This is a genomic window from Janthinobacterium sp. JC611 (genome assembly GCF_018682595.1).
In the GTDB taxonomy this organism is placed as follows: Bacteria; Pseudomonadota; Gammaproteobacteria; order Burkholderiales; family Burkholderiaceae_D; genus Janthinobacterium.
Genome location: NZ_JAFLJN010000001.1, coordinates 48,874 through 71,030, shown reverse-complemented (window position 1 = coordinate 71,030; position 22,157 = coordinate 48,874). Strand labels below are relative to the sequence as shown.

18 protein-coding genes are annotated in these 22,157 nt (G+C 64.8%); 6 read left to right on the top strand and 12 right to left on the bottom strand.

The features are described 5' to 3' along the window. Positions 1–4: 4 nt before the first annotated feature. The 9 genes from J0O65_RS00270 to J0O65_RS00230 form a co-directional block, all read right to left on the bottom strand. On the bottom strand, positions 5–475 hold the full coding sequence (locus J0O65_RS00270; protein ID WP_215402997.1) for a type II secretion system protein: 471 nt from the start codon (positions 473–475) through the stop codon (positions 5–7). Then, positions 472–2,346 carry a secretin GspD/PilQ domain-containing protein gene (locus J0O65_RS00265; protein WP_215402996.1) on the bottom strand — a complete coding sequence of 625 codons (1,875 nt, stop codon included), beginning with the start codon at positions 2,344–2,346 and terminating at the stop codon, positions 472–474. The genes J0O65_RS00270 and J0O65_RS00265 overlap by 4 nt, the downstream gene beginning before the upstream one ends. Positions 2,347–2,363: 17 nt before the next feature. Continuing rightward, positions 2,364–2,903 carry a hypothetical protein gene (locus tag J0O65_RS00260; RefSeq protein WP_215402994.1) on the bottom strand — a complete coding sequence of 180 codons (540 nt, stop codon included), beginning with the start codon at positions 2,901–2,903 and terminating at the stop codon, positions 2,364–2,366. Beyond that, the gene (locus J0O65_RS00255) at positions 2,900–3,520 is read right to left on the bottom strand and encodes a type 4a pilus biogenesis protein PilO (RefSeq protein WP_215402992.1); all 621 of its coding nucleotides are present in this window, start codon (positions 3,518–3,520) and stop codon (positions 2,900–2,902) included. The genes J0O65_RS00260 and J0O65_RS00255 overlap by 4 nt, the downstream gene beginning before the upstream one ends. Beyond that, on the bottom strand, positions 3,508–4,050 hold the full coding sequence (locus tag J0O65_RS00250) for a hypothetical protein (RefSeq protein WP_215402991.1): 543 nt from the start codon (positions 4,048–4,050) through the stop codon (positions 3,508–3,510). The genes J0O65_RS00255 and J0O65_RS00250 overlap by 13 nt, the downstream gene beginning before the upstream one ends. Then, positions 4,041–4,829 (bottom strand): hypothetical protein, encoded by a 789-nt coding sequence (locus J0O65_RS00245; protein WP_215402990.1) that lies wholly within the window; start codon positions 4,827–4,829, stop codon positions 4,041–4,043. The genes J0O65_RS00250 and J0O65_RS00245 overlap by 10 nt, the downstream gene beginning before the upstream one ends. After that, complete coding sequence (locus J0O65_RS00240) at positions 4,816–6,522, bottom strand: GspE/PulE family protein (RefSeq protein ID WP_215402989.1); 1,707 nt, start codon at positions 6,520–6,522, stop codon at positions 4,816–4,818. The genes J0O65_RS00245 and J0O65_RS00240 overlap by 14 nt, the downstream gene beginning before the upstream one ends. A 10-nt stretch (positions 6,523–6,532) precedes the next feature. Beyond that, on the bottom strand, positions 6,533–7,726 hold the full coding sequence (locus J0O65_RS00235; RefSeq protein WP_215402988.1) for a type II secretion system F family protein: 1,194 nt from the start codon (positions 7,724–7,726) through the stop codon (positions 6,533–6,535). Between the two features lie 242 nt (positions 7,727–7,968). Further along, positions 7,969–10,500: a M4 family metallopeptidase gene (locus J0O65_RS00230; RefSeq protein ID WP_215402987.1), complete on the bottom strand. Its 2,532-nt coding sequence runs from the start codon at positions 10,498–10,500 to the stop codon at positions 7,969–7,971. Positions 10,501–11,207: 707 nt separating this feature from the next. Between J0O65_RS00230 and J0O65_RS00225 the strand changes: the two genes are divergently transcribed. Further along, positions 11,208–11,828 (top strand): hypothetical protein, encoded by a 621-nt coding sequence (locus J0O65_RS00225; RefSeq protein WP_251373244.1) that lies wholly within the window; start codon positions 11,208–11,210, stop codon positions 11,826–11,828. A gap of 52 nt (positions 11,829–11,880) precedes the next feature. Here the strand turns inward: J0O65_RS00225 and argH are convergent, their stop codons facing one another. Further along, positions 11,881–13,278 carry an argininosuccinate lyase gene (argH, locus tag J0O65_RS00220; protein WP_215402983.1) on the bottom strand — a complete coding sequence of 466 codons (1,398 nt, stop codon included), beginning with the start codon at positions 13,276–13,278 and terminating at the stop codon, positions 11,881–11,883. 265 nt (positions 13,279–13,543) lie between these two features. Between argH and J0O65_RS00215 the strand changes: the two genes are divergently transcribed. The 3 genes from J0O65_RS00215 (at position 13,544) to J0O65_RS00205 (ending at position 15,471) form a co-directional block, all read left to right on the top strand. Further along, positions 13,544–13,741 (top strand): hypothetical protein, encoded by a 198-nt coding sequence (locus J0O65_RS00215; protein ID WP_131685576.1) that lies wholly within the window; start codon positions 13,544–13,546, stop codon positions 13,739–13,741. A gap of 358 nt (positions 13,742–14,099) precedes the next feature. After that, positions 14,100–15,050: a GSU2403 family nucleotidyltransferase fold protein gene (locus J0O65_RS00210; RefSeq protein WP_152253193.1), complete on the top strand. Its 951-nt coding sequence runs from the start codon at positions 14,100–14,102 to the stop codon at positions 15,048–15,050. 223 nt (positions 15,051–15,273) lie between these two features. Next, positions 15,274–15,471, top strand: coding sequence for a hypothetical protein (locus tag J0O65_RS00205; RefSeq protein ID WP_215402981.1), 198 nt, complete (start codon positions 15,274–15,276; stop codon positions 15,469–15,471). 61 nt (positions 15,472–15,532) lie between these two features. On the opposite strand, the gene J0O65_RS00200 is transcribed toward J0O65_RS00205, so the two are convergent. Together J0O65_RS00200 and J0O65_RS00195 are read right to left on the bottom strand one after the other, a co-directional pair. Beyond that, the gene (locus J0O65_RS00200) at positions 15,533–16,921 is read right to left on the bottom strand and encodes a YfcC family protein (RefSeq protein WP_215402978.1); all 1,389 of its coding nucleotides are present in this window, start codon (positions 16,919–16,921) and stop codon (positions 15,533–15,535) included. A gap of 18 nt (positions 16,922–16,939) precedes the next feature. Beyond that, a complete protein-coding gene (locus tag J0O65_RS00195; RefSeq protein ID WP_215402976.1) occupies positions 16,940–18,076 on the bottom strand; it encodes a succinylglutamate desuccinylase/aspartoacylase family protein in 1,137 nt (378 codons plus the stop codon). A gap of 199 nt (positions 18,077–18,275) precedes the next feature. Between J0O65_RS00195 and J0O65_RS00190 the strand changes: the two genes are divergently transcribed. Together J0O65_RS00190 and J0O65_RS00185 are read left to right on the top strand one after the other, a co-directional pair. Then, complete coding sequence (locus J0O65_RS00190) at positions 18,276–19,274, top strand: MurR/RpiR family transcriptional regulator (protein ID WP_215402974.1); 999 nt, start codon at positions 18,276–18,278, stop codon at positions 19,272–19,274. Positions 19,275–19,309: 35 nt separating this feature from the next. Beyond that, positions 19,310–22,096, top strand: coding sequence for a TonB-dependent receptor (locus J0O65_RS00185; protein WP_215402972.1), 2,787 nt, complete (start codon positions 19,310–19,312; stop codon positions 22,094–22,096). The last annotated feature ends 61 nt before the right edge of the window (positions 22,097–22,157 follow it).

The window sequence follows — 22,157 nt, the reverse complement described above, 5'->3', positions numbered from 1 at the left end:
GCGATCACCATTGATTGAGCGGCACGCCGTTCAGGCCCGCCTTGGTCGAGCGCGAGGCGACGTCGAACACGTCTTCGCCTTCGCTGGGATTGTCGGGCGGCGAAGCGTAGGCGCGCTTGCTCCAGCTGTCGGCCGCGCTGCCTTCTTCCCTGGGCTGGAACGGGTCGCGCGGCAGGCGGCGCAAGAAATAGATGTTCTGCTTCGAGGGGCTGCGCTGGTCGGGCACGCCCTCGACCAGTTCCTCGAGCTTCTTCGGATAGCCGGATACGCCCAGCGACAGCTTGATGCGGCCATTGTCCGAGGCCCGCTTGTAGGCGTCGATCGCTTCGCGCATTTCGATCAGGGCGCTGCGCAATTGCTGTTCCTTCGCCCGTTGCAAGGCCACCTGCGCCATCGGCACGGCCACCGTGGCCAGGGTCGCCATGATGGCCAGGGTGATCATCAGTTCGATGAAGGTAAAGCCTTGTCGCTTCATTGGCCACCTTTGCCGGACTTGTCGCCGGCCGCCGGCGCCTCGTCGCCGCCCGTCATGGGCGAGCCGCTGCGCGGCGCGGCTTGCTCGGGCGCGGCGATGGCCTCAGGGCTGCCGCCGACGCTGGCGCGGCCGCCCACGGACGCCTCGGTGCCGGAATTGAATTCGGCCGTCATCAGATCCGGGCGGCGGATGCTGCGCAGCAGGCGCGGCGTGATCGACAGCACGATTTCGCTGCGCATGGCGTCGTCCTTCTGGCTGCCGAACAGGCGGTTCAGCACGGGCAGTTCGCCCACGCCGGGTACCTTGTTGGCCGTGCCCCTGTCCTCGTCGCTGATCAGGCCCGCCAGCACCTGCGTCTCGCCATCTTTCAATCGCAGCACGGTGGAGGCGCTGCGCGTGCCGATCTGGTATGCCTGCGTGCCCGTCTTGCTGATCACTTCCTTGACCACGTTCGACACTTCCAGGTTGACCTTGATGGCCACCTCGTCGTCCAGGTAGACGTTCGGTTCGACGTCGAGCTTCAGGCCCACGTCGATGTAGTTGACGCTGTCGGAGCTGACGCCGTTGTTCGTCGTGACGGTAATCACCGGCACGCGGTCGCCGATCAGTATCTTGGCCTTTTCCTTGTTGCGCACGCGGATGCGCGGGTTGGCGAGGATATTGCTGTCGCTGTCGGTCTTGTTGGCGTTCAGGGTGACGCCGCCGATGCCCAGGTTGATGTTGTCGCCATTGATGCGGCGCAGGTCGGCCACCTTCAGGCCGCCCAGGCCATTGGCGGCGCCGCCGGCCAGGGTCAGGCTGGCCTGGTCGGGCCAGCGGATGCCCAGTTCCATCAGGCGCGTGCGCTTGACTTCCAGCACCTCGACTTCCAGCATCACTTCCGGGTCGGCCAGGTCCTGCACGTTGATGATGCGCTCGGCCATGCGCACCATTTCCGGCGTATCGCGCAGCATGATGATGCCCAGGCGCTCGTCGGTGACGACGTCCTTGGCCTTGAGCAGGGTCTTGATGGAAAACGCCACCGTCTTGACGTCCGCATTGGCGAGGAAGAAGGTGCGCACCACGAGCTGCTGGTAATCCTTCACCTTTTGCGGCGTGTTCGGGTAGATGGTGATCGATTTGTCGCTGGTGACGCTTTGCTCGAGCTGGTTGGCGCCCAGCAGCATGGCGATCGCCTCTTCGATGCTGGTGTCGCGCACGGAAATGGTGGCGCGCAGGGCCGGATCGACTTCCTTGTCGAAGACGAAGTTCAGGCCCGACACCTTGCTGATGAAGTCGAACACGGAGCGCAGCGGCGCGTCGCGGAACTCCAGGGTGACGGGTTTGCGGTAGGCGGCGGCCAGCTTGCCGCCGGCCGGCCGGGCGCTGGCCTGCGCGTCGCCGATGCGGCTTTTCAGGGCCAGCGCCTCGCGCTGCGCGGGGCGCTCCTGCAGCACCTGGCGCAAGGTTTCCTGCGCCTGCGCCACGTTCGCTTCGCCGCCGCGCTGGTAGCTGGCCTGCGCTTCCTGCATCAGCTTGCGGTGGCGCTCATCCTGCGCCACGCCGGCCAGGCCCCGCTGCGCCACGTCGTCGCTGGCATCGATGGCCAGCGCCTGCCGGTACAGCGCTTGCGCTTCGGGCAGCTTGCCTTGCTGGCGCAGCGCTTCCGCAGCGCCATTCAGCTTGTTCAGCGCGCGCATCCTGCCATTGGTGACGGCGATGCGATACTTGGCGTTGGTCGGCTCGGCTTGCGCCGCCTGTTCCAGCAGGGCCAGGCCCTGTTCCGTGCGGCCGGCGCCCAGCAAGGCCTGGCCATCGTTGTAGGCCTGGTTGCCGGCGCAGGCGGCCAGCAGGGACAGCATGGGCAGCAGGGCGATGACAGTGCGTGACATACGTGCGGCGCGTCGTTTCAATTGAGATCCCCTACGGCGAGTGTCTGTTTCAGGTTGAGCGGCAGATAGGTAAATTGCAGGGCGCCCTGCACCACGCCGTCGAAGCGGTAGCGTTCTTCGAGCGTGTCGCCGGGCCGCGCCACCACGTTGCGTTCGCCCGCCTGCAGGAAGTAGGCCGCCTTGCCTTCGTCGACGAAACGGCCGAGGAATTGAAACGGCAGCGGTGGCGGCGCGTTCGCATCGACGACGGCGACGGTGCGGGTGGCCTGGGCCGCCTGCTGGTCGAGCATGATCTTTTTCGGCGTCTCCGGCTGCCAGCTTTGCTTGGCGAACAGGGTGGCCGCTTCCTCGTCGTCGATTCCCCGGCGCGGTTCGATGGCCAGCGCGCGATGGGCTGGCGCAGCGGCAGTGACTGCAGCGAGGGGCGCGACCGCCACCCGCTCCACCTGGCGCGTGGTGGCCGTGGCCGGCCCTACGATGCTGCCTTCGTCCTCGGGGGCGAAGAAGGCGGCCAGCAAGGTCGCCGCGGCGGCGCCTCCCAGTACGGCTTTTTTCATCGGCGCACCTCGGCCTTCTTCACCAGCAGGATGAACTGGATGCGCGCGTCGATCTCGCCCGCCTCGATCTGTTCGCGCTTGAAGAGCACGGAGTCGAGCGTCAGGGTGGGCAGCGCCTGCAGGGCGTCGACGATAAAGGCTTGCAGCTGCGCGTATTCGGCCTTCACGGGCAGGGTGATCTGGTAGCGCAAAAAGGCCGTGTTGCCGTCTTCCTGCGGTTTGTAGTCGGCCCTGGCCAGGGTGACGCCGCTCTTTTGCGCCACTTCCAGCAATGCCTTCAACTGGTCGGGAATGCTGTCGTGCGCGGGCAGGTAGGCGTGAAAGGAGGCCAGGGCGTCGGCATCGGCATCGAGGGTGATGGGGGCCGGCGGCAGCGCCGACTGTCTGGCCGCGGCGGCCAGTTGCGCCGCCAGTTGCTGCTGGCGTGCGGCCAGCGCATCGCCCTGCCGCAGGGCGATGGCTGCCAGCGCCAGGCAGGCCGCACCGATGGCGCAAGGCCAGCCCAGGGTACGCCATAGCCGTTGCGCTTCCCACCGCAGGCGCGGCGGCATGCGCAGCTGCAGGCGTGGATGGGCTACGGGCGCACCGGCTTTGAACACGGGTTTTATTGCCGCCATTGCGCCTCCAGCTGAAAACGGTACGGGTGTTCGGGCGCGTTGGCGTTCATCTCGTGCTTGAGCAGATACACGGAGCCGAACATGGGCTGCTGGTTCAGGAAGGCCAGGTAGTTGAGCATGTCCTGCGGCGTTTCCGCTTCGGCGGCGATCTTCAGGACGCTGGCGCCATCCTGTCCCTGCTGCGCATTCAGGTCCAGCCCCAGCAAGGCGATGCGCACGTCGCGCGGCGGTTGCACCGTCCTGACCAGGCGGGTGACGGGCAAGTTAAGCTGGCGCACGGCGGCGGCCACCTGTTTCAGTTCGAGGTCGCGTTCGCGCTGCTGGCTTGCCGAAAGGGGGGCGCGCACGGGGCGCGCGGGCTGCAGTTGCGCCAGTTGCGCTTCCAGGCGCCGCGTTTCCTGCGCCTGCACCAGCCAGTACCCGGCGGCCGGCAGCAGCATCGAACCGCCCGCCAGGCACAGGGCGAGGCGCCAGCCCTTGAAGGTTTGCGCCGCGCCGGGAGTCACGAAGTCGATGCGGCTCAGGCCCATGCGGCCTCCCGCATCAGGTGGGCGGCGCCGGCCACAGGAAGGGGCTGGAAGCGTCCGGGCAGGTCCTCCTGCGACACGCCGCTCAAGTCGAGCAGCGCCACGTGTTCGATGGCGTCGAGCTGCGGCGCGCGCAAGTTCCAGCGCCGCCACGCCCGATCCAGTTCGTCGCCCCAGGCGGCGCCGCAGGACTGGCTGTGCAGGGCCGAAATGCGCCCGCCGCTCGTCGTTGCCAGCAGCAGCCGGCCCGCTTCCACCAGGGCGAAGGCGGCAGGCTTGCCACCGGCGATGCTGCGCCAGGCCGGCCCGACTATGGGTTCGATGGACAGGATGCGCCGGCCCTGCGCGGCCGCCGCCTGCTGCACGCCTTGCAGCAGGGCCGCATCGATGCCGCAGGCCAGGCGCGGCCTGCCATACGGCGCATCGTCGGCAGCCAGGCGCCAGGCGCGCGCACCATCGCCATACACGGCGGCGAACTGGCTATGCAGGAAGCGCTGTGCGCTGTTCCGCTCGAGCAGGGCGCCGCTCCACGGCACCATCAGCATGGCGCACCAGCGGCTGGCCAGGCTGACGGCCAGCGGCAGTTTTTTGCCGCGATCCTGTTCGAGCCAGCCGCGCAAGCTGGCCAGCGCCACGTCCCAGCTGCCGTCGGGATTGTTGATCGGCAGGTGGAAGGCGCTGTCGGCCACGGGACGGCCGCTGCGGCGCAGCACGCCGTCCAATCCGTGCGGCGCCAGGTGCAGGCACAGGGTGGCGCGGCTGACGCGTTCAATAAGTGACACGATTGAGCTCCGCTAAAGTGGTTTCGCCGCGCCGCACCAGGTCCAGGCCCGCTTCGCGCGCCAGGCGAAAACCGTTGCGCGCCGCTTCTTCCTTCATCTGGCTCAGGGGCGCGCGCGTGCAGATCATCTCGCGCATGGCGTCGCTGAGCATCAGCACCTCGGCGACGGCCTTGCGGCCCTTGTAGCCGGTGCCGCGGCAATGGCCGCAGCCCTTGCCGGCCATGAATTGCCAGTCCTGCACCTGGTGCAGGGCCAGGCCGCTGTCGCGCAGCTGCTGCGCATCGGCCAGCACCTCGGCGCTGGCGTCGACGGCGCAGTGGGCGCAATTGAGGCGCAGCAGGCGCTGCGCCACGATGCCGTTCAGGGCGGCCGCAAAGCTGTAGGCATCGACGCCCATGTGCAGGAAGCGGCCGACGACGTCGAAGACGTTGTTCGCGTGCACGGTGGTAAACACCAGGTGGCCCGTGAGCGCCGCCTGCACGGCGATCTGCGCCGTTTCATCGTCGCGGATTTCGCCGATCATGATCTTGTCGGGATCGTGGCGCAGGATGGAGCGCAGGCCGCGCGCGAACGTCAGTCCCTTCTTTTCGTTGACGGGGATCTGCAGCACGCGCGGCAGGCGGTACTCGACGGGGTCTTCGATGGTGACGATCTTGTCGCGTCCCGTGTTGATCTCCGTGATGGCCGCGTACAGGGTGGTGGTCTTGCCGGAACCGGTGGGGCCCGTCACCAGCAGCATGCCGTGCGGCTTGGCGGCCAGGCGGCGGATCTGTTCGATGGCGTCCTCGTTCAGGCCCAGGCTTTCCAGGCGCAGCGCCTGCGCCGCCTCCGTCAGCGCGCGCCGGTCCAGCAGGCGCAGTACGGCGTCCTCGCCAAAGATATTCGGCATGATGGAGACGCGGAAATCGATCTCCGCCCCTTTCACGCGCACCTTGAAGCGGCCGTCCTGCGGGATGCGGCGCTCGGCGATATCGAGGTCGGCCATCACCTTGATGCGCGAGATGATCTGTTCCGCCATCGCCAGCCCCTGCACCTGGCCCGCCTGCACCAGCACGCCGTCGACGCGGTATTTGATGACCAGGCTGGCCACGTCGCATTCGAGGTGGATGTCGCTGGCCTGGAATTTCAGGGCGTCGTAGATGGTGGAGTTCACCAGTTTGACCACCGGGCTGCTGTCTTCGCTGATGCGGATCAGCGAAATGTCCTCGATGCTCTGGTCGAGTCCCGCTACGTCGCTGTCGTCATCGCCATGCTGCATTTCCTGCATCGCCTGCTGCACGCTTTCCTGCTGCAGCAGATAGGCGGCCAGGTCGTCCGGGTGCGCCAGCGCCACCGTGAAGCGTGTGGAGAGGGCGAAGTCGGCCCATTGCAGCAAGTCTTCGGCAAACGGGTTGCCGACGACGAGCACGGGCGGCGCGCCAGGAGTATCCGGCTGCAGCAGCACGCAGTCGCGCTGGGCGCAATCCGTGTAGGGCAGCAGCGCAAAGGCGGGCAAGGCGGCCTGCAGCTCGGCCATCGTCCAGGCCGGATAGCGGAACAGGGCGGCCAGCTGACGCAAAAAGACTTCGGGCGGCAGGGCCGCCGTTTCCTGCAGCACGGCCATCTGCGGACGGCCCTGTTCCAGCGCGCTGGCGTGGGCCCGGCGCAGCATGGCCGCATCGAGGACGGTGCGTTCTTCGTCGCGCGCGTTCATGACATGAACTTCAAGATAAGCTCCCGGCCAGTTCAAAGATCGGCATGTACATCAGCACCACCACGCCGCCGATGACGACGCCGATGATGGTCATCAGGAGCGGCTCGAGCAGGCGCGACGCCCAGTCCACCCAGCGGGCGAATTCCTCGTCGTGGAACTTGGCCGAGCGTTCCAGCATGTCGCCCAGGCGGCCCGTGTTCTCGCCCACCTTCAGCAGCGATTGCGCCACCGGCGTGGCCATGCCGGCCTGTTCCAGCGCGGTGGAAAACGGCATGCCCTCCTGCACCGCGCGGCGCGCCTGCGCCAGCTGCTCCTGCTGCGCCGGCAGCAGCATGGGCGCCACCATGGCCAGCGCCTTGTGCAGCGGGATGCCGGCATGCAGCAGCAGGCTGAGAGCCCGGTAGAAGCGGGCCAGGCGGAATTCCGCCGCCTTCCCGGCCAGCACGGGCAGGCGCAAGAGGCGCAAGACCAGGGCCTGGCGCGCGCCGGCGTTGGCGGCGCCGAAGAGCACGGCGCCGACGGCGGCGGCCAGCGCCGTGGCGCACAGCAGCGGATGTGCCGCCAGGGTCTGGCCAAAGCCGAGCAGCATTTGCGACATCCAGGGAATCTCGCGGCCCGAGCTTTCGTAGACGACGCTGAACTTCGGCACCACGTAGCCGAGCAGGAACAGCGTCACCAGGCCGCCGACGACGAGCAGCATGCACGGGTAGATGGCGGCGGAAATGAGTTTTTTGCGGATGGCGTCGAATTGCAGCTGGTAGCCGACGAAGCGCGCCAGCGCCTCGGGCAGGTTGCCCGAGCGTTCGGCCGCATGCACGGTGGCGATGTAAATGTCGGGGAAGATGTCGGGGAAACCGGCCAGGGTGTCGGAAAAGCTCTGTCCTTGCTGCAGGGTGAGCACGATGGCGGCCAAGGTGGCCTTGGCGCCCGGGCGCGTTTCCTTGTTGTGCAGGGTGGCCATGGCCTCGCCCAGGTTCAGGCCCGCCTCGAGCAGGGCCAGCAGCTCCTGGCTGAATTGCAGCAGGGGCAGGCCCTGCTTGCCCGGGCGCGGCGCGGCGCCCGCCTCCTGCGCGGCGCCAGCGTCGACGGCCAGCACGCGCCAGCCGCCGCGCACGGCCGCGCGGATCGCCTCGGCCTCGCTGGCGGCGTCGATGGCCAGCGCCTGGCTGCCCGCCGGGCCCTGCACCTGGAGGTGGAACTGCATGGCCGCGTCAGGCGAGCATGGTGGCAGGCGTAAGAATGGACAGGCTGGAATGGGGGAATGCGCGTGCGGACAAGGTCGAAGTAGGCATCGGTCAGGAACAATCCAAAAAAGTTCAATTCGTCGCGGGTACCGGCAGCAGGCAAGATGCAATCACAGCATCAGGGTAGACTGGAATTGCCAGGAAATCAATCGTGCTGTGCGGGCAAGCCGTGAATCGATGGCTTGCCCGCAGGTTCAAGCGCTTACTGGGTGATCAGGCTGACCTTGTCGATCACGAACGAGGTCTGCAGCGAGGCGTCCTCGGTGGCGGCAAACGAGATCTGCACGGTCTGGCCCTTGTAGGCGATCAGGTCGAAGGTGCGGATCTGGTAGCCGGCCGCCTTGTTCACGTTCGAGTACGTGGCCAGGGTGCCCAGCACCGTGCCGGCGCTGTTCTTCACGGTGACGACCAGCTTGTCGTACACGGTATTGCCCGTTTCCGCCGTGTCGATATGCAGCGCAAAGGTCAGGCTGGCCGACGTGGCATTGGCCGGAATGGCCACGCTTTGCGTCAGCGATTCGCTGGCCGTGGTGCCATTGCCGCCCAGCCAGGCGTACTGCGTGCCTTCGTACGCGGTCTGCCCCGTGAAGGTGCCGATGGCGCCCGTGGTGCCGCTCCAGCCCGTGGCGCCGGCTTCAAAACCGCCGTTGGTCACGCGTTCGGTGGCCGAGGTGGTGCCGACGGTGAGGGTGGCGTTGTTCGACGTGGCCGTCACGGCGGGCGAGGAGGCATCCGTCACCGTGGCCTTGAAGACGGCGCCGTTGTCGGCCGCCACCGTGGTGAAACTGTAGGCGGGCGACGTGGCGCCGCTGATCACGGCGCCGTTGCGGTACCACTTGTAGGTGTACGGCGCCGTGCCGCCGCCCGCGCCCACGGCGAACGAGGCGGTGGCGCCCGGCGCGACGGTGATGCTGGCCGGCTGGCTGGTGATGGTCACCGCGCCGCCCGTGGTCGATTCATCGACGTCGGCGCCCACGTTGATGGCCGCGTACGCGCGCTTGACGGCGATAGCCTCGGCGCTGCCCACGCCATACAGTTCCTCGGCGGCCTGCAGCACCTTGTTGCGCGCGTCGGCGTAGTTGGTCGACGAGGTGAACTTGGTGGTGGCGGCCTTGAACCAGATGCGGTAAGCCTTGTCGCTGCCGATACCCGTCATGGCCAGCGGGCTCTTGTTCAGGTAGGAGCTGTAGTAGTCGCTGCTGGACGTGGAATTCGAGCCTTGCGACAGGAAGTAGAACATGCGGTTGTTCGGGCCGCTGCTGTAGTGGACGTCGAGGTTCTTGATGGTGCTGCTCCACGCATTCGGGCTGCTGCCGTCCTTGCTCGGCTTGTACAGCCAGCGCAGCGGCTGGCCATTCTTGGCGATTTCCTTGCCCGTCATCCAATCGTTGCCCGTGTTGGGGATGCTGGTGCCCGTGCCGCCGGCGCGCGCATACGCTTCCACCATTTCGCCGGCGATGTCCGAGCTCGATTCGTTCAAGCCGCCCGACTCCTGCGAGTAGATCAGGCCCGAGGTGGCGTCCGTGATGCCGTGGCCCATTTCATGGCCGATCACGTCGATGGAGCCGAGGTTGTTGAACGAGCTGCCGCCGTCGCCGATGTACATGCACTTGCAGCTGCTGTCGTAATAGGCGTTGTCGTAGGCCGTGTTGACGTGGGCGGCGATGTGGGTGGCCGTGTTGTTGCCGTCCAGGCTGGACCAGCCCAGCACATTCTTGTGCGTGTCGTAGGTGTTCATCAGGCCCCACATCGCGTTCACGGCCGCCGTCTGGCCGTTGGCGTTGGTGGTGCTGCCGCCGTTGATGTATTGCTGGCCGTCGCCCCAGGTATTGCTGGTGCTGCTGTACACGCTGCCCGAGGTGGTGCCGTGGTTGGCGTTCGTGATGGCCATGCCGCCGAAGCTGCCGCCCGTGCCGCGGCTGGGGTCCTTCATGGTGTAGGTGCTGCCCGTGAGCGTGGTGTTGAGCGGTACCTGGCCGTTGTACTGGCTGTTGCCGATGCCGGCGACGGTTTTCAGGGCTTTCCACTGGCGCAGGATGCGGCCATCCTTGGCGCTGACGACGGTGTCATAGTAGACCGGCTTGCTGCCGCTGATCATGCGCGTCTGCACCAGGTAGGCCAGCTCGTAGTGGTCGACCACGTCCTGCACGTCGAGGGCGTTCAGCGCGGCTTCCGACTTGTTCTCGGCGCCGGCCACGCGCACCGTTTTCATGACCGGGTAGATCAGCAGCTGCGCATGCGGCGGCACGTGGTCGACGGCCGGCACGCCGATGCTTTTCACGGCGGCGGCGATGGCGGCGGCGGCGCTGACGGCCGGCGTGGTGTCGATATCGGTGGTGGCGCTGCGGGTGACGGCATTGACGCCGCCGCTACCGAGGCCGGACGCGCGGTCCGACACGGATTCGCTGACGATGTCGCCGGCGCCGTTGCTGACCACTACCGTCTCCGAACCGAAGACGGGCAGGCCCTTGTAGGTGTGCTGTACGCGGCTCACGCGCGTGCCGCTGACGCCCGGATGCTGGGCGCCGACGGCAAAGCCATGTTCGGTATTCAGTCCGCGGCTGCGCGCCTGCGCAGCCAGCTTGTTGACCAGGCTGGCGTTCTCTTGTGGAGATGCCAGGGTGACCGGGGCCGCCATCAAGGTCTGTGGCAGCGGCGTTGCGGCGTCTGCCGTGGTGGCCATCAGCGGCAGGGCGGCGATGGATGCGGCAACTATCGTCAAACGTAAATTCATTTCTGCTCCATGGTATCGGTTAAGGAAATGGTGAATGAGCTGGCCGCGATGCCTGATGGCCACCCCGGCGTGCCTGGCGGGCGGATAGCCTGCCGTTTTGTGGTGGCATGACGCCGGGTAGGGGGACACTAAACTTGTCGAGATCGCCATGTCAAAAAATTCAAGAAATGGGTCACAAGGCGAATTTTTTGTTAAGAATTGAACATTTATCGGCGCCGCATCATTGGAAAGTTTGATCTATCACAAGCTGTAACTTTTGTTTTGGACTAGTTCTTCAAATGGCGTGTTCTGTTGGAAAAACACTGTTGCCTTTCCTGAATGTTGCGATCTACACTAGCTCTTCGCGTTGTCCCCAGCGGACCACGCGCAGACAAAAAAAGCGCACGCGGCAATGACCGCGTCCAGATACAGCGCATCGGGAAAAAAATCGGGAGTTTCACATGACGTCAGTTCTGTTTTCTGCTGTTGGTTTCAGCCACTTTCCCTCTGGAGCGGCCTTTATGCTGCATCCGCCTTCCTAGTCGCCGCGACCCGGCCCTTCCCCCGCGAGGGGATACTTTTCAGTGAGTTCGACCGCGCCGCCTGGCGCGGCCGATGGCGCAGTGCATCCTTTTTTCAGGAAGGGTTGCCGGCTCCTGGTGCGTGCACCGGAATCACCGGCCCGACGAACTATGCTTTCGATAGCGACCAAAGTGGAACAGATCGTGATGGAATCGGCCTTTCTCAGCGAGGGATTGGGCCGGGGCTTGCTGAACTTGTCGGAACTGGCGCGCCAGCTGCAGCCGCAATTGCAGACCGACTTGTGGAAGCCGGTGGGGCAGGCCGCCGTGGTGATGGCGCTGCGCCGCCTGGCCGAGCGGATGCCGCAGCAGAAAAGCGGCGAGATCGTGCTGGCGCACCGCGCGGGCGAACTGTCCACGCGCAGCGAACTGATGATCTTTACCTACCGCTATTCCGACCAGACGTATGCCTGCCAGCGCCAGTTGCTGGCGCTGGCCGCACCCCAGCGCGGCACCTTCATTACCGTGACGCGCGGCGTCAACGAGGTGATGGTGATCTGCAGCCGTTCGCTGCATGCGCTGGTGGAAGAGGTTTTCGGCGAAGAGCAGGAACTGGCGCGCCTGGAGCGGGTGACGGCCGTGACCTTGCACCTGGCGCCCGAAACCTGCTATACGCCGGGCGTGTATCACGCCATCCTCAAGCGCCTGGCCTGGGAGCGTATCAACCTGATCAACATCATCTGCACGCGTACGGAGCTGACCCTGCTGCTGGAGGCGTCGCAGACGGGCGCCGCGTTTTCCGTGCTGTCGAAAATCGGCGCGCAATGAAAAACGCCCCGCTGCATCGCTGCAGCGGGGCGCTGGCGCGCGCAAGCGCGCTTTATTTTTCCAGCTGCGTGCGCACGCGGGCGATCGCGGCGCGTACCTGGCGCGGTGCGGTGCCGCCCACGTGGTCGCGCGCGGCAACCGAGCCTTCCAGGGTCAGCACCTCGAACACGTCCTCACCCGTCAACGGGGAAAACGCGCGCAATTGCTCCAGCGACAGGTCGGCCAGGTCGCAGCCGGCGTCGACGCAGGCGCGCACGGCCAGGGCCACCGCTTCATGGGCGTCGCGGAACGGCAAGCCCTTCTTGACCAGGTAGTCGGCCAGGTCGGTCGCCGTGGCATACCCCTGCAGGGCGGCCGCGCGCATCGCTTCCGGTTTGACCGTGATGCCGCCGGCCATGTCGGCGAAGATGCGCAGGGTATCGATGACGGTGTCGACGGTGTCGAACAGCGGTTCCTTGTCTTCCTGGTTGTCCTTGTTGTAGGCCAGCGGCTGGCCTTTCATCAGGGTCAACAGGCCAGTCAGGTGGCCATACACGCGGCCCGTCTTGCCGCGCGCCAGTTCCGGCACGTCCGGGTTTTTCTTTTGCGGCATGATCGACGAGCCGGTGCAGAAGCGGTCGGCGATGTCGATGAAGCCGATGCGCGGGCTCATCCAGATCACCAGTTCCTCGGCCATGCGCGACACGTGCATCATCAGCACGGCGGAGGCGGCGCAAAATTCGATGGCGAAGTCGCGGTCCGAGACGGCGTCGAGCGAGTTGTGGCACACGTCGTCGAAGCCCAGGGTCTTGGCTACGCGCAGGCGGTCGATGGGGAAGGTGGTGCCGGCCAGCGCGGCGGCGCCCAGCGGCAGGCGGTTGACGCGCTTGCGGCAGTCGGCCATGCGCTCGGCGTCGCGGCCGAACATTTCGACATACGCCAGCATGTGGTGGCCGAAGGTGATCGGCTGGGCCACCTGCATGTGGGTAAAGCCCGGCATGATGGTGTCGGCATGCTGCTCGGCCAGATCCGTCAGCGCACTGCGCAAGGTCGCCAGCAGCGTGGTGATGTCGTCGATGGCGGAGCGCACGTACAGGCGGATATCGGTGGCCACCTGGTCGTTGCGCGAACGGCCCGTGTGCAGGCGCTTGCCCGCATCGCCGACCAGTTCGGTCAGGCGTTTTTCGATATTCAGGTGGACGTCTTCCAGGTCGAGCAGCCATTCGAACTGGCCGGCGGCGATTTCCTGCGAGATTTGCGCCATGCCGCGCTGGATTTCCGCGTAGTCGGCCGGGCTGATGATGGCTTGCGCATGCAGCATTTCCGCATGGGCCAGCGAACCTTCGATGTCGAACAGCGCCAGGCGCTTGTCAAAAAATACAGAAGCTGTGTAGCGCTTGACGAGGTCCGAGACCGGTTCGGAAAACCGGGCCGACCAGGCTTCGCCCTTTTTGGAGAATTGATCAGTCATGAAAGAAGTCCTTTAGTGTACGGCGATTATAAACAAGGTTGGCCGGCGGTAGGGCTTTTAGGGGCTGGCAGGGCGCTGAAATGGCCGGGAATGGGGCTGGCAAGCGTCAAATGCCACGGCGCGGGCACCTTGTGCGTTCCATCCGGGCTTTTTGTATTCTGTCCCGCGAATCGTGCGTTTGGTCGCATGCCGATGGCAGTTGAGGGAGGATCGGCCTACAGTTCCATCATCGCAGCAGACAACCAGCCACCCAAAGGACACCATCATGAACATCGCTAAAAACATGGAAGCCATCTTCGTCGCCATCATCGCCATCGCCGCTGCCACCAGCCTGGCCACCGCCGCCGTGCCGAAGTTCCGCGCCGCGCCGGCACCCATCCTTGCCAGCGCCGATCAAGCCACCATGCACACCGTGTACGTCAGCGCCAAGCGCCTGAGCGCGGAAGAAAAAGCCGCCCTGTAAGCGCGGCCATGCAGTGCCTGCAGTATCAGTAAGCCATATCAGTACCACCATCAGCACCATCATTTCCAGCAATACAGCATCATCGCCAGTCAGGACCGGTGGCATCCCGGTCCTTGCCAGCCCAGCTGACAGCAAGGTCAATGCAGCGTCAGCTGACCGACCACCAGCGCGGTTCGGCGGCAGGGGCGTCCCGTCGGCATCCGTGCCGCGTTCAATCAACCATTGCTTGTGTCCTGGTGGCCGTGTTCTTTTCAAGCTGTAAAAAATTCCCAGCCCCGTGAATTAATTGTAAGTAATTGATTTTTATATTTTTTCGGCATAAAATTAAAAAACAAATAAATGTACCGAGGAGTCTTCCATGCGAGAGCGGCCTGCCGACGCCACGCGACAATATATTGATGCAGTCGCCACTTTTGAGGCCTATGAAGATGCGCTTGCCGAGGCCGCTAAAGTGCGAGGGGGGATGTATTGGCATAAAGGACCTGTCTCGGCGCCTGACGATGCCTATCTGGTGCGTACCAGTGCTTCCGGCAGTGAGAAGAGTTTGGGGCGGCGCTCGCCGGAAACGGAAGCAATGTACGCCAGTTTCCGGCAGAGAAAGGAAATGGCTGCCGCGCGGCGAGATGGTCTGAAGGCCTCATTGCTCAAGCAGAAGCGCATGAACCGTGCACTTCGCGTTGGACGCGTCGCACCGATTATTGTGGATATTTTGAACCGCCTGGCGGCTACCAGGCTCGGTGAGCACTTTCGTGTGGTTGGTACGCACGCGCTGTATGCCTATGAATCGGCTGCCGGCATGACCTTTGAGGACGATGCGGTAGCAACACGTGACATTGATCTGCTGTGGGATGTACGAAAACGCGTCGCATTCGCTACCGCCTTGAGCAAGGTTGACGTTTCCATGTTGGGCGTGCTTCAGAAAGTGGACCCGACGTTCCGAATCCGGGATTCGCAGAAATATACCGCCGTCAATAAAGATGGATTCGAGGTTGATATTATCCGCCGCGTGCAGGTCGGTGATGATCCGCATCCCATTCGCTTGAGTGATAAGGACGACGATTTCTGGGTGGCGCAAGCACCGCGTGCCCAGGAGTTGCTCGATTCAGCGCAATTCTCGGCGGTCATCGTCGCCACCAATGGCGCCATGGCCAGGATGAATACGCTGGAGCCGATGGCCTTTGTCCGTTTCAAGCAATGGATGAGTGCATTGCCCGAGCGCGATCCGCTCAAGCGTCGCCGCGATGCACTGCAGGCGAGGGCAGTCGAGGATGTTGTGCAAGAGTATCTACCGCAGTGGGTCCAGAACTGAGTCGGCAGTGTCTGCGCGCAGTGGGGCTGGGCGCCTGGCACCGACGCTGATATCGATGTCGATGCTGCTTCTTGCGTTTGCCGCTACTGGGGCGTTTCGTCGCGTCCGTTTGTATTCTGTCCCGCCGATTGGGCACTCTGTCGCAATCCGGTGGAGATGGCGGTTCGATGCGCCTACAGTTCCATCATCGCAGCAGACAACCAGCCAATCAAAGGACACCATCATGAACATCGCTAAAAACATGGAAGCCATCTTCGTCGCCATCATCGCCATCGCCGCCGCCACCAGCCTGGCCACCGCCGCCGTGCCGAAGTTCCGCGCCGCTCCTGTCACCATCGTCGCCAGCGCCGATCAAGCCACCATGCACACCGTGTACGTCAGCGCCAAGCGCCTGAGCGCGGAAGAAAAAGCCGCGCTGTAAGCGTGGCGCAATGCCCGATTTGTCGGCCTGCCATCGGCATGGGCCAATCGCGCGCTCCGTTTTACTGCCAGTGCATCAGGCAGGGAGGAATCAGGAGCAGCAGCGCCAGCACCAGGTAGATCAGCTGCAGCGGGATCATCCACTTGGCCCACGTAATCCACGGCACGCGCGCCAGCGCCAGCACGCCGACGGTGATGCCGGAAGTGGGGATCATCGGGGTGGTGAATTCGCCGAACTGGAAGGCCAGGATGGCGGTCTGGCGCGTCACGCCCACCAGGTCGGCCAGCGGCGCCATGATGGGCATGGTGAGCGCCGCCTGGCCGCTGCCGGAATGGATGAAGAAGTTGATCACCGACTGCATGAAGAACATCTTCTGCGCGGCGAAGACGGGACTCGACGAGGCCACCAGGGGCGTCAACGCATGCAGCATGGTGTCGATGATCTGCGCGTCGCGCGCCAGGATCATGGTGCCGCGCGCCAGCGCGATGACCAGCGCCACGCTGACCATGTCGCGCGCGCCCTGCACGAAAGACGCGACCAGGCCGTCCATGTCGAGCCGGCCGACCAGGCCGACGACGATGGCCATCACCAGGAACAGGGCGGCGATTTCATCGATGAACCAGTCGTACTTGACGACGCCGACGACCATCGTCAGCAAGGTCGCCATGAAGATCCACAGCACGGCGCGGTGCGTGCGCGTCATGCCGGCAAAGCTGTCCAGGTCCATCGAGTGCTCGCTGCGCTTTTCGATGTCGAGCAGGTAGGTGGGGCTTTTTTCCGGATGGCGCTTGATGCGCGCCGCGTACCACATCAAAAACACGATGCTGACCGCGGTGGCGATAGCCCACACGATCAGGCGGTAGCCGATGCCGGAGAAGATCGGCACGCCGGCGATGCCCTGCGCGATGCCGACATTGAACGGGTTCAGGAAGGCGGCGGAAAAGCCCACCTGCGAGCCGATGAAGGGAATCGACACGCCCGTGATGGTGTCATAGCCCAGGGCCAGGGCCAGCGGCACGAAGATCAGAATGAAGGGAATGGCTTCCTCGTTCATGCCGAAGGTCGCGCCGCCGAGCGAGAACATGGTGAAGAACACGGGGATGATGGCGGCGCGCACGAAGCGCGAACTGGTATGCGCCTTGGCGATGGCCTTGATCAGGGAGTCGAAGGCTTCCGTTTTTTGCAGCACGGCGAAGGCGCCGCCGACGATCAGCACGAAGCCGATGATCAGGCTGGCGTCGACGAAGCCCTTGATGGGCGCCATCATCAGGGCGGCGATGCCCTGCGGCTTGTTGTCGACATAGTGAAACGTGCCGGGGATGATCAGCTGCTTGCCGTTCACCAGCTGCGTGTCGAATTTTCCGCCCGGCACCAGCCAGGTGGCCAGGGCGATCATGGCCAGGATGGCGCACAGCAGGACGAAGGTATTGGGGAGCTTGAATTTTCTCATGGCGCTTTTTTGTGACATTTATTGGCTCAGCAAGCTGCCGCCGCGGAAGGCGATGGCGCCGGCGACCTTGCCGACGTTCATGCCGCGCAGGACGTGGCGGTGCGCGCTGCGCGCAAAAAAGACGCCGGCGACCGTGCAGCGCAAGGTCGTCGTCTCGCCGCTTACGGGGTCGATCAGGTCGGCCACCGCGTCGCCGGCGGCCAGCGCCTCGCCCATGTCGCGCAGGTAGACCAGCACGCCGTGATGCGGCGCGAGGATCGGTTCCACGCCGGCCAGCGGCGTCGGCGCGCATTGCGGCGCGGGCAGGTCGTCGCCGGCGCCGGGGATGTCCAGCACGCCCTCGATGGCGAGAAAACGCAGCAGGGCGGCAGCGTCGCGTTCGGCCAGGGCGTAGCTCACCTCCACTTCGCCGCGCAATTCGACGGTGGTCGACAGGCAGGCGGCGGGAATCGGATAGCGGCCGCCGAAGTGCGCGTCGAGATCCCACCACAATCGGCTGCAGGCTTCGTCGAACGGCTCTTCGCCGGCCGCCAGCTCCAGCAGCACGGCGCGCGCGCCCAGCAGGGCGGACAGCGGCGCGATCTGCGCGGCCAGCGGCGTGCCGGTATAAATGTGCAGCGCCGCCTCGTTGTCGCAATGCAGGTCGAGCACGATGTCGGCGTCGACGGCCATGCCCAGCAGGGTTTTCTTCAGCGCCTCCGCATCCGTGCCAGGCCGCCAGGCGGCGACGGCGGCGCGCGCATGCTCGCGTATCAGCGCCACGTTGGCTTGCGCATCCTGACCCAGCCGGCCGTCGAGCGTGGTTTTCAGTTCATCGGCCACGTGGCGGTAGGCGCGGTTGAAGTTGATGCCGGTGGTCAGGTCGAAGCGGCCGAACGGCGCGCCATGGATGGCTTGCGCCAGGCCGATCGGGTTGGCGGCCGGCACCAGGATGATTTCGCCGTGCACCTTGCCCGCCGCCTCCAGCGCCAGCAGTTCGCGGCGCAGGAACTGCGACACCAGCATGCCCGGCACCTCGTCCGCATGCAGCGCCGCCTGGATATACACCTTCTTGCCGCTGCGGCTATTGGCCGCCGCACCGCCAAAGTGGAAACTGCTCAATTGGCAGGCGACGCTGGCGTGCGCGGTGGAGATGGGATGCTGTTGTACTTGCATGGTGAATTCGCCCCAAAACGGGGCGCGGTTGATGGATTTCGGTCGATTATGTAGCAATATTTTCACGAAGTAAATCAATGAAAATCCTTTTACAAATATTTGTTGAGTTTTCTTTTTGATATGAGTAAAGTGGTTTCCAGCGACCCGTTTCGCCTCCATTCGTCATCCGCCATGCACAAGAACACAGGCCGCCAGTGATATGAAATCATCCGCCAGTCCTGCACGCAGCAGCCTTCACGCGCCACGGGTTGGCACGCTATCGGCGCCCGATGCCGCGTTCGCGCAATCGCCGCTGGGGCAGGCGCTGATGCATGTGCTGGCCAGCGGCTCGGCGTCGCAGCGGCAGATCGCCGATTACCTGCTGCGCAACCAGATGCGCGTGACGGCGCTGGGCATCGAGGAACTGGCCGACAGCTGCCAGGTGTCGACGGCCACCATCAGCCGCTTCGCGCGCGACATCGGCCAGAAGAATTATTCGGCCATGCGCGGCGCCATGGCCGAAACCCTGCAATCGCTGTTGCAGCCCGTCGACAAATTGCGCCGCACGATAGAGCGGCGCGCGCGCGCCACCTCGCCCGTCACGCAAAGCCTGGAATATGCGGCCGCGAACATCGCCGCCACGTCCGACGCCCTGTCGCCGCACGCCATGCAGGCCGTGGTGCGCCGCCTGACGCGCGCCAAGGTGGTGTATGTGATGGGCTTTGGCCTGTCGGCCAACCTGGCCGGCATGCTGGTGCAGCATCTGCAGCCGTTTTGCCCGCACGTGGTGGAAGTGGTGGGCATCGGCGGTTCGGAAGTGGCGGCCGGCCACCTGGTCAACTTGACGGCGCAGGACGTGCTGGTGGTGATCTCGTTCCCCCGTTACACGCTCGACTGCATCGGCCTGGCCAGTTTCGCGCGCGACCGCGGCGCCTGCATCGTGGCGCTCACCGACTCGCCCGCGTCGCCCCTGGCCGAACTGGCCGATCACGCGCTGTATGCGCAAAGCACGCATCCCGTCCTGCCCAGCGGCGCCAGCACGGCGCTGGCCATGATCGAGGCGCTGGCCGTGGCGCTGATGGTGTCGAACAAGAAGAACGTTGAAAAAGCGGCCCGCCTGAGCGAAGTCATCGCCGCCTACCTGTACGGCGGCGAGCATGGCGTGCAGGCCACGCGGAAAACAGCGGTGAAGCAGCGCAAGGCAGTACAAAAATCATGATAAAAATCAGACATACACCATCGGGGAGAGAGGCAATGCACATGAAAAGACAGGACGGCGGCTCCTTGCCGCGCGAGTCGGCGCTGGCGCAAGGCGTACGCCTGGCGCTGGGGGCCGTGGGCGTGTCGGCGGCGCTGGGCATGCTGGGCAATGGCGCGCAGGCGCAGGAGCAGGATGCAGAACCGGCGCAGAAAAAAATGCAGCGCGTGGAAATCACTGGGTCGGCCATCAAGCGGCTGGAATCGGAGACGGCGCTGCCGGTGCAGATCATCACGCGCGCCGAGATCGACAAGGCGGGCGTGACGACGGCGGCCGAGCTGATGGCGCGCGTGTCGGCCAACGTGGGCGGCCTGACGGACGGCGCCAGCATCAACGTGGGCGGCGACCAGCGCGGCTTCAACAGCGCCAACCTGCGCGGCGTGGGCACGTCGTCGACCCTGGTGCTGCTCAATGGCCGGCGCATGGCCAACTTTGCCTCGCCCGGCGACGATGCGGGCGTGGACCTGAACAACATCCCCGCCGCCGCCCTGCAGCGCGTGGAAGTGCTGCTCGACGGCGCCTCGGCCTTGTACGGCACGGACGCCATCGGCGGCGTCATCAATTTCATCACGCGCAAGGATTACCAGGGCGTGGAGCTGAACGCCTACGGCAGCGGCACGCAGGAAGGCGGGGCCGGCAAGCGCACGGCCAGCATCACGGCCGGCACGGGCGACCTGGCCACGGATGGCTACAATATCTTTGCCGTGGTCGATGTGCAAAAGACGGACCGCCTCAGCTCCTCGCAGCGCAAATTCATTCCGAACCTGCAGGTGCCGCAGCGCCTCGGGCATTTGCTGTCGAGTTTTACCAGCCCGGCGAATATCCGCCTGTCGGGGGAGCAGCGCGACTATTTGCAGGACAATGGCTTCCTGCTCAACGGCCAGCCGATCACCAACCGGCAGATCAATCTGTCGATCCCGAACTGTTCGCCGCCGGCCAATCTGTACCTGCCGGCGGGCACGGGCGGCGTCGATGCCTGTACCTACGATTACATGGGCGACACGGAGCTGTATCCGAAGACGGACAAGCAGAACCTGCTCACGCGCGGCGTACTGAAGCTGAACAACGACCACCAGCTGTATGCGGAGGTGGCGCTGAGCCGCTCGCGCAGCTATTACGTGGGCTCGTCGGCGCGTGTGATTGGCTATCTCGATTACAGCAAGGTGCCGCAGCTGGCCAATACCGGCCTCGATAGCATAGTCGACGAAGACGGCAATCCGACTGCGCGCGAACTGGAACTGCGCATGCGCCTGAACGAGGCGGGCATGCGCACCAGCCAGTTGACCAGCGAGAGCCAGCGCTTCGTGGTGGGCGCCAGCGGCACGCTCGCCGGCTGGGATTACGACGTGGGCTTCAATCACAGCGTCAATGTCGTGAAGGACCGCGATACGCATGGTTATGTCCTGTACGACAAGCTGTTGGAAGGCATCGCCTCCGGCGACATCAACCCGTTTGGCCCATCGAGCGCGAAGGGCAAGGCGCTGCTCGACAGCATCCAGGTCAATGACGAAGTACGGCATGCGCGCGGCACCATGGACTCGCTCGACTTCAAGGCGTCGCGCGCCCTGATGGCGTTGGGCGGCGGCGACCTGGCGCTGGCCGCGGGCGGCGAAGTGCGCCGCGAGCGCACCGAGTTCCGTCCATCCGCGTTGCTGATGAGCGACAACATCAACAACGACGCGGCGCCCGAAGGCGGCGTGGCCACCAGCGACAGCCGCAATGTAAAGGCCGTCTACGGCGAATTGCTGCTGCCGTTTACCAAGCAGTGGCAGGCGCAGTTGTCCGGCCGCTACGACCATTACCAGCAGGTGGGCGGCGCCCTCAGTCCGAAGATCGGTTTGACCTACATGCCCAGCAAGCAGGTGCTGCTGCGGGCTTCCGCAGGCAAGGGCTTTCGCGCGCCATCGATGTCGGACCTGCACCGGCCCACCGCCTACAGCAGTACGGCGACCTTGCCGGATCCCGTGTATTGCGCGAGCGAGAACAATGATTACTCCGTCTGCGCCGATAACTGGGATACGCGCCGCTACAGCAACGACAAGCTGAAACCGGAGCGCAGCCGCCAGTTCACGGCCGGCCTGGTGCTCGAACCGAGCCAGCACTGGACCTTCAGTGCCGACTACTGGAACATCAAGCGCACGGACCTGATCAGCGAAATCGGCGACGACATCATCCTCGGCAACCTGGCCAAGTACGGCGACCTCGTGCATCGCAACAAGGACAATGAAATCGACTACATCGAGCTGCGCAAGGAAAACCGCGGCGCGCAAAAGGCCGCGGGCATCGATATCACGGCCGACCTGCATGGGGTAAAGACGGCATGGGGGCGTTTCGGCAGCCACCTGAGCGGCACCTATGTGCTCGATTCGACCATCCAGACCAGTCCCGGCGACGCCTTCATCAGCAACCTGAACAAGTTCGTCACGGATGGCGTGGTGCAGCGCTGGCGCCACACGATCACCCTGGACTGGGACAATGGCCCGTATTCGGCCAGCCTGTCGAACACCTATTCGAGTGGCTACGATGACCAGAATTCGGCCATCAACACGGACGACGGCAGCGTCGTCAAGCCGAACCGGGTGAAGGCGTATACCTTGTGGGACATGTCGGGCGCATATGCCGTCAGCAAGCAGTTCAAGCTGCGCGCCGGCATCCAGAATCTGTTCAATACCAGTCCGCCGTACTCGAACCAGGCCTATTATTTCCTCTCCGGTTATGACCCGACCTACGCGGACCCGCGTGGCCGGCGCTTCTATGCCAGCGCCAGTTACAGCTTCAAGTGAAAAACTGGAGATTGCGCAACAACGCTGTCATATGCGGCAAGTAGTATCGTAGTTCGAGGCA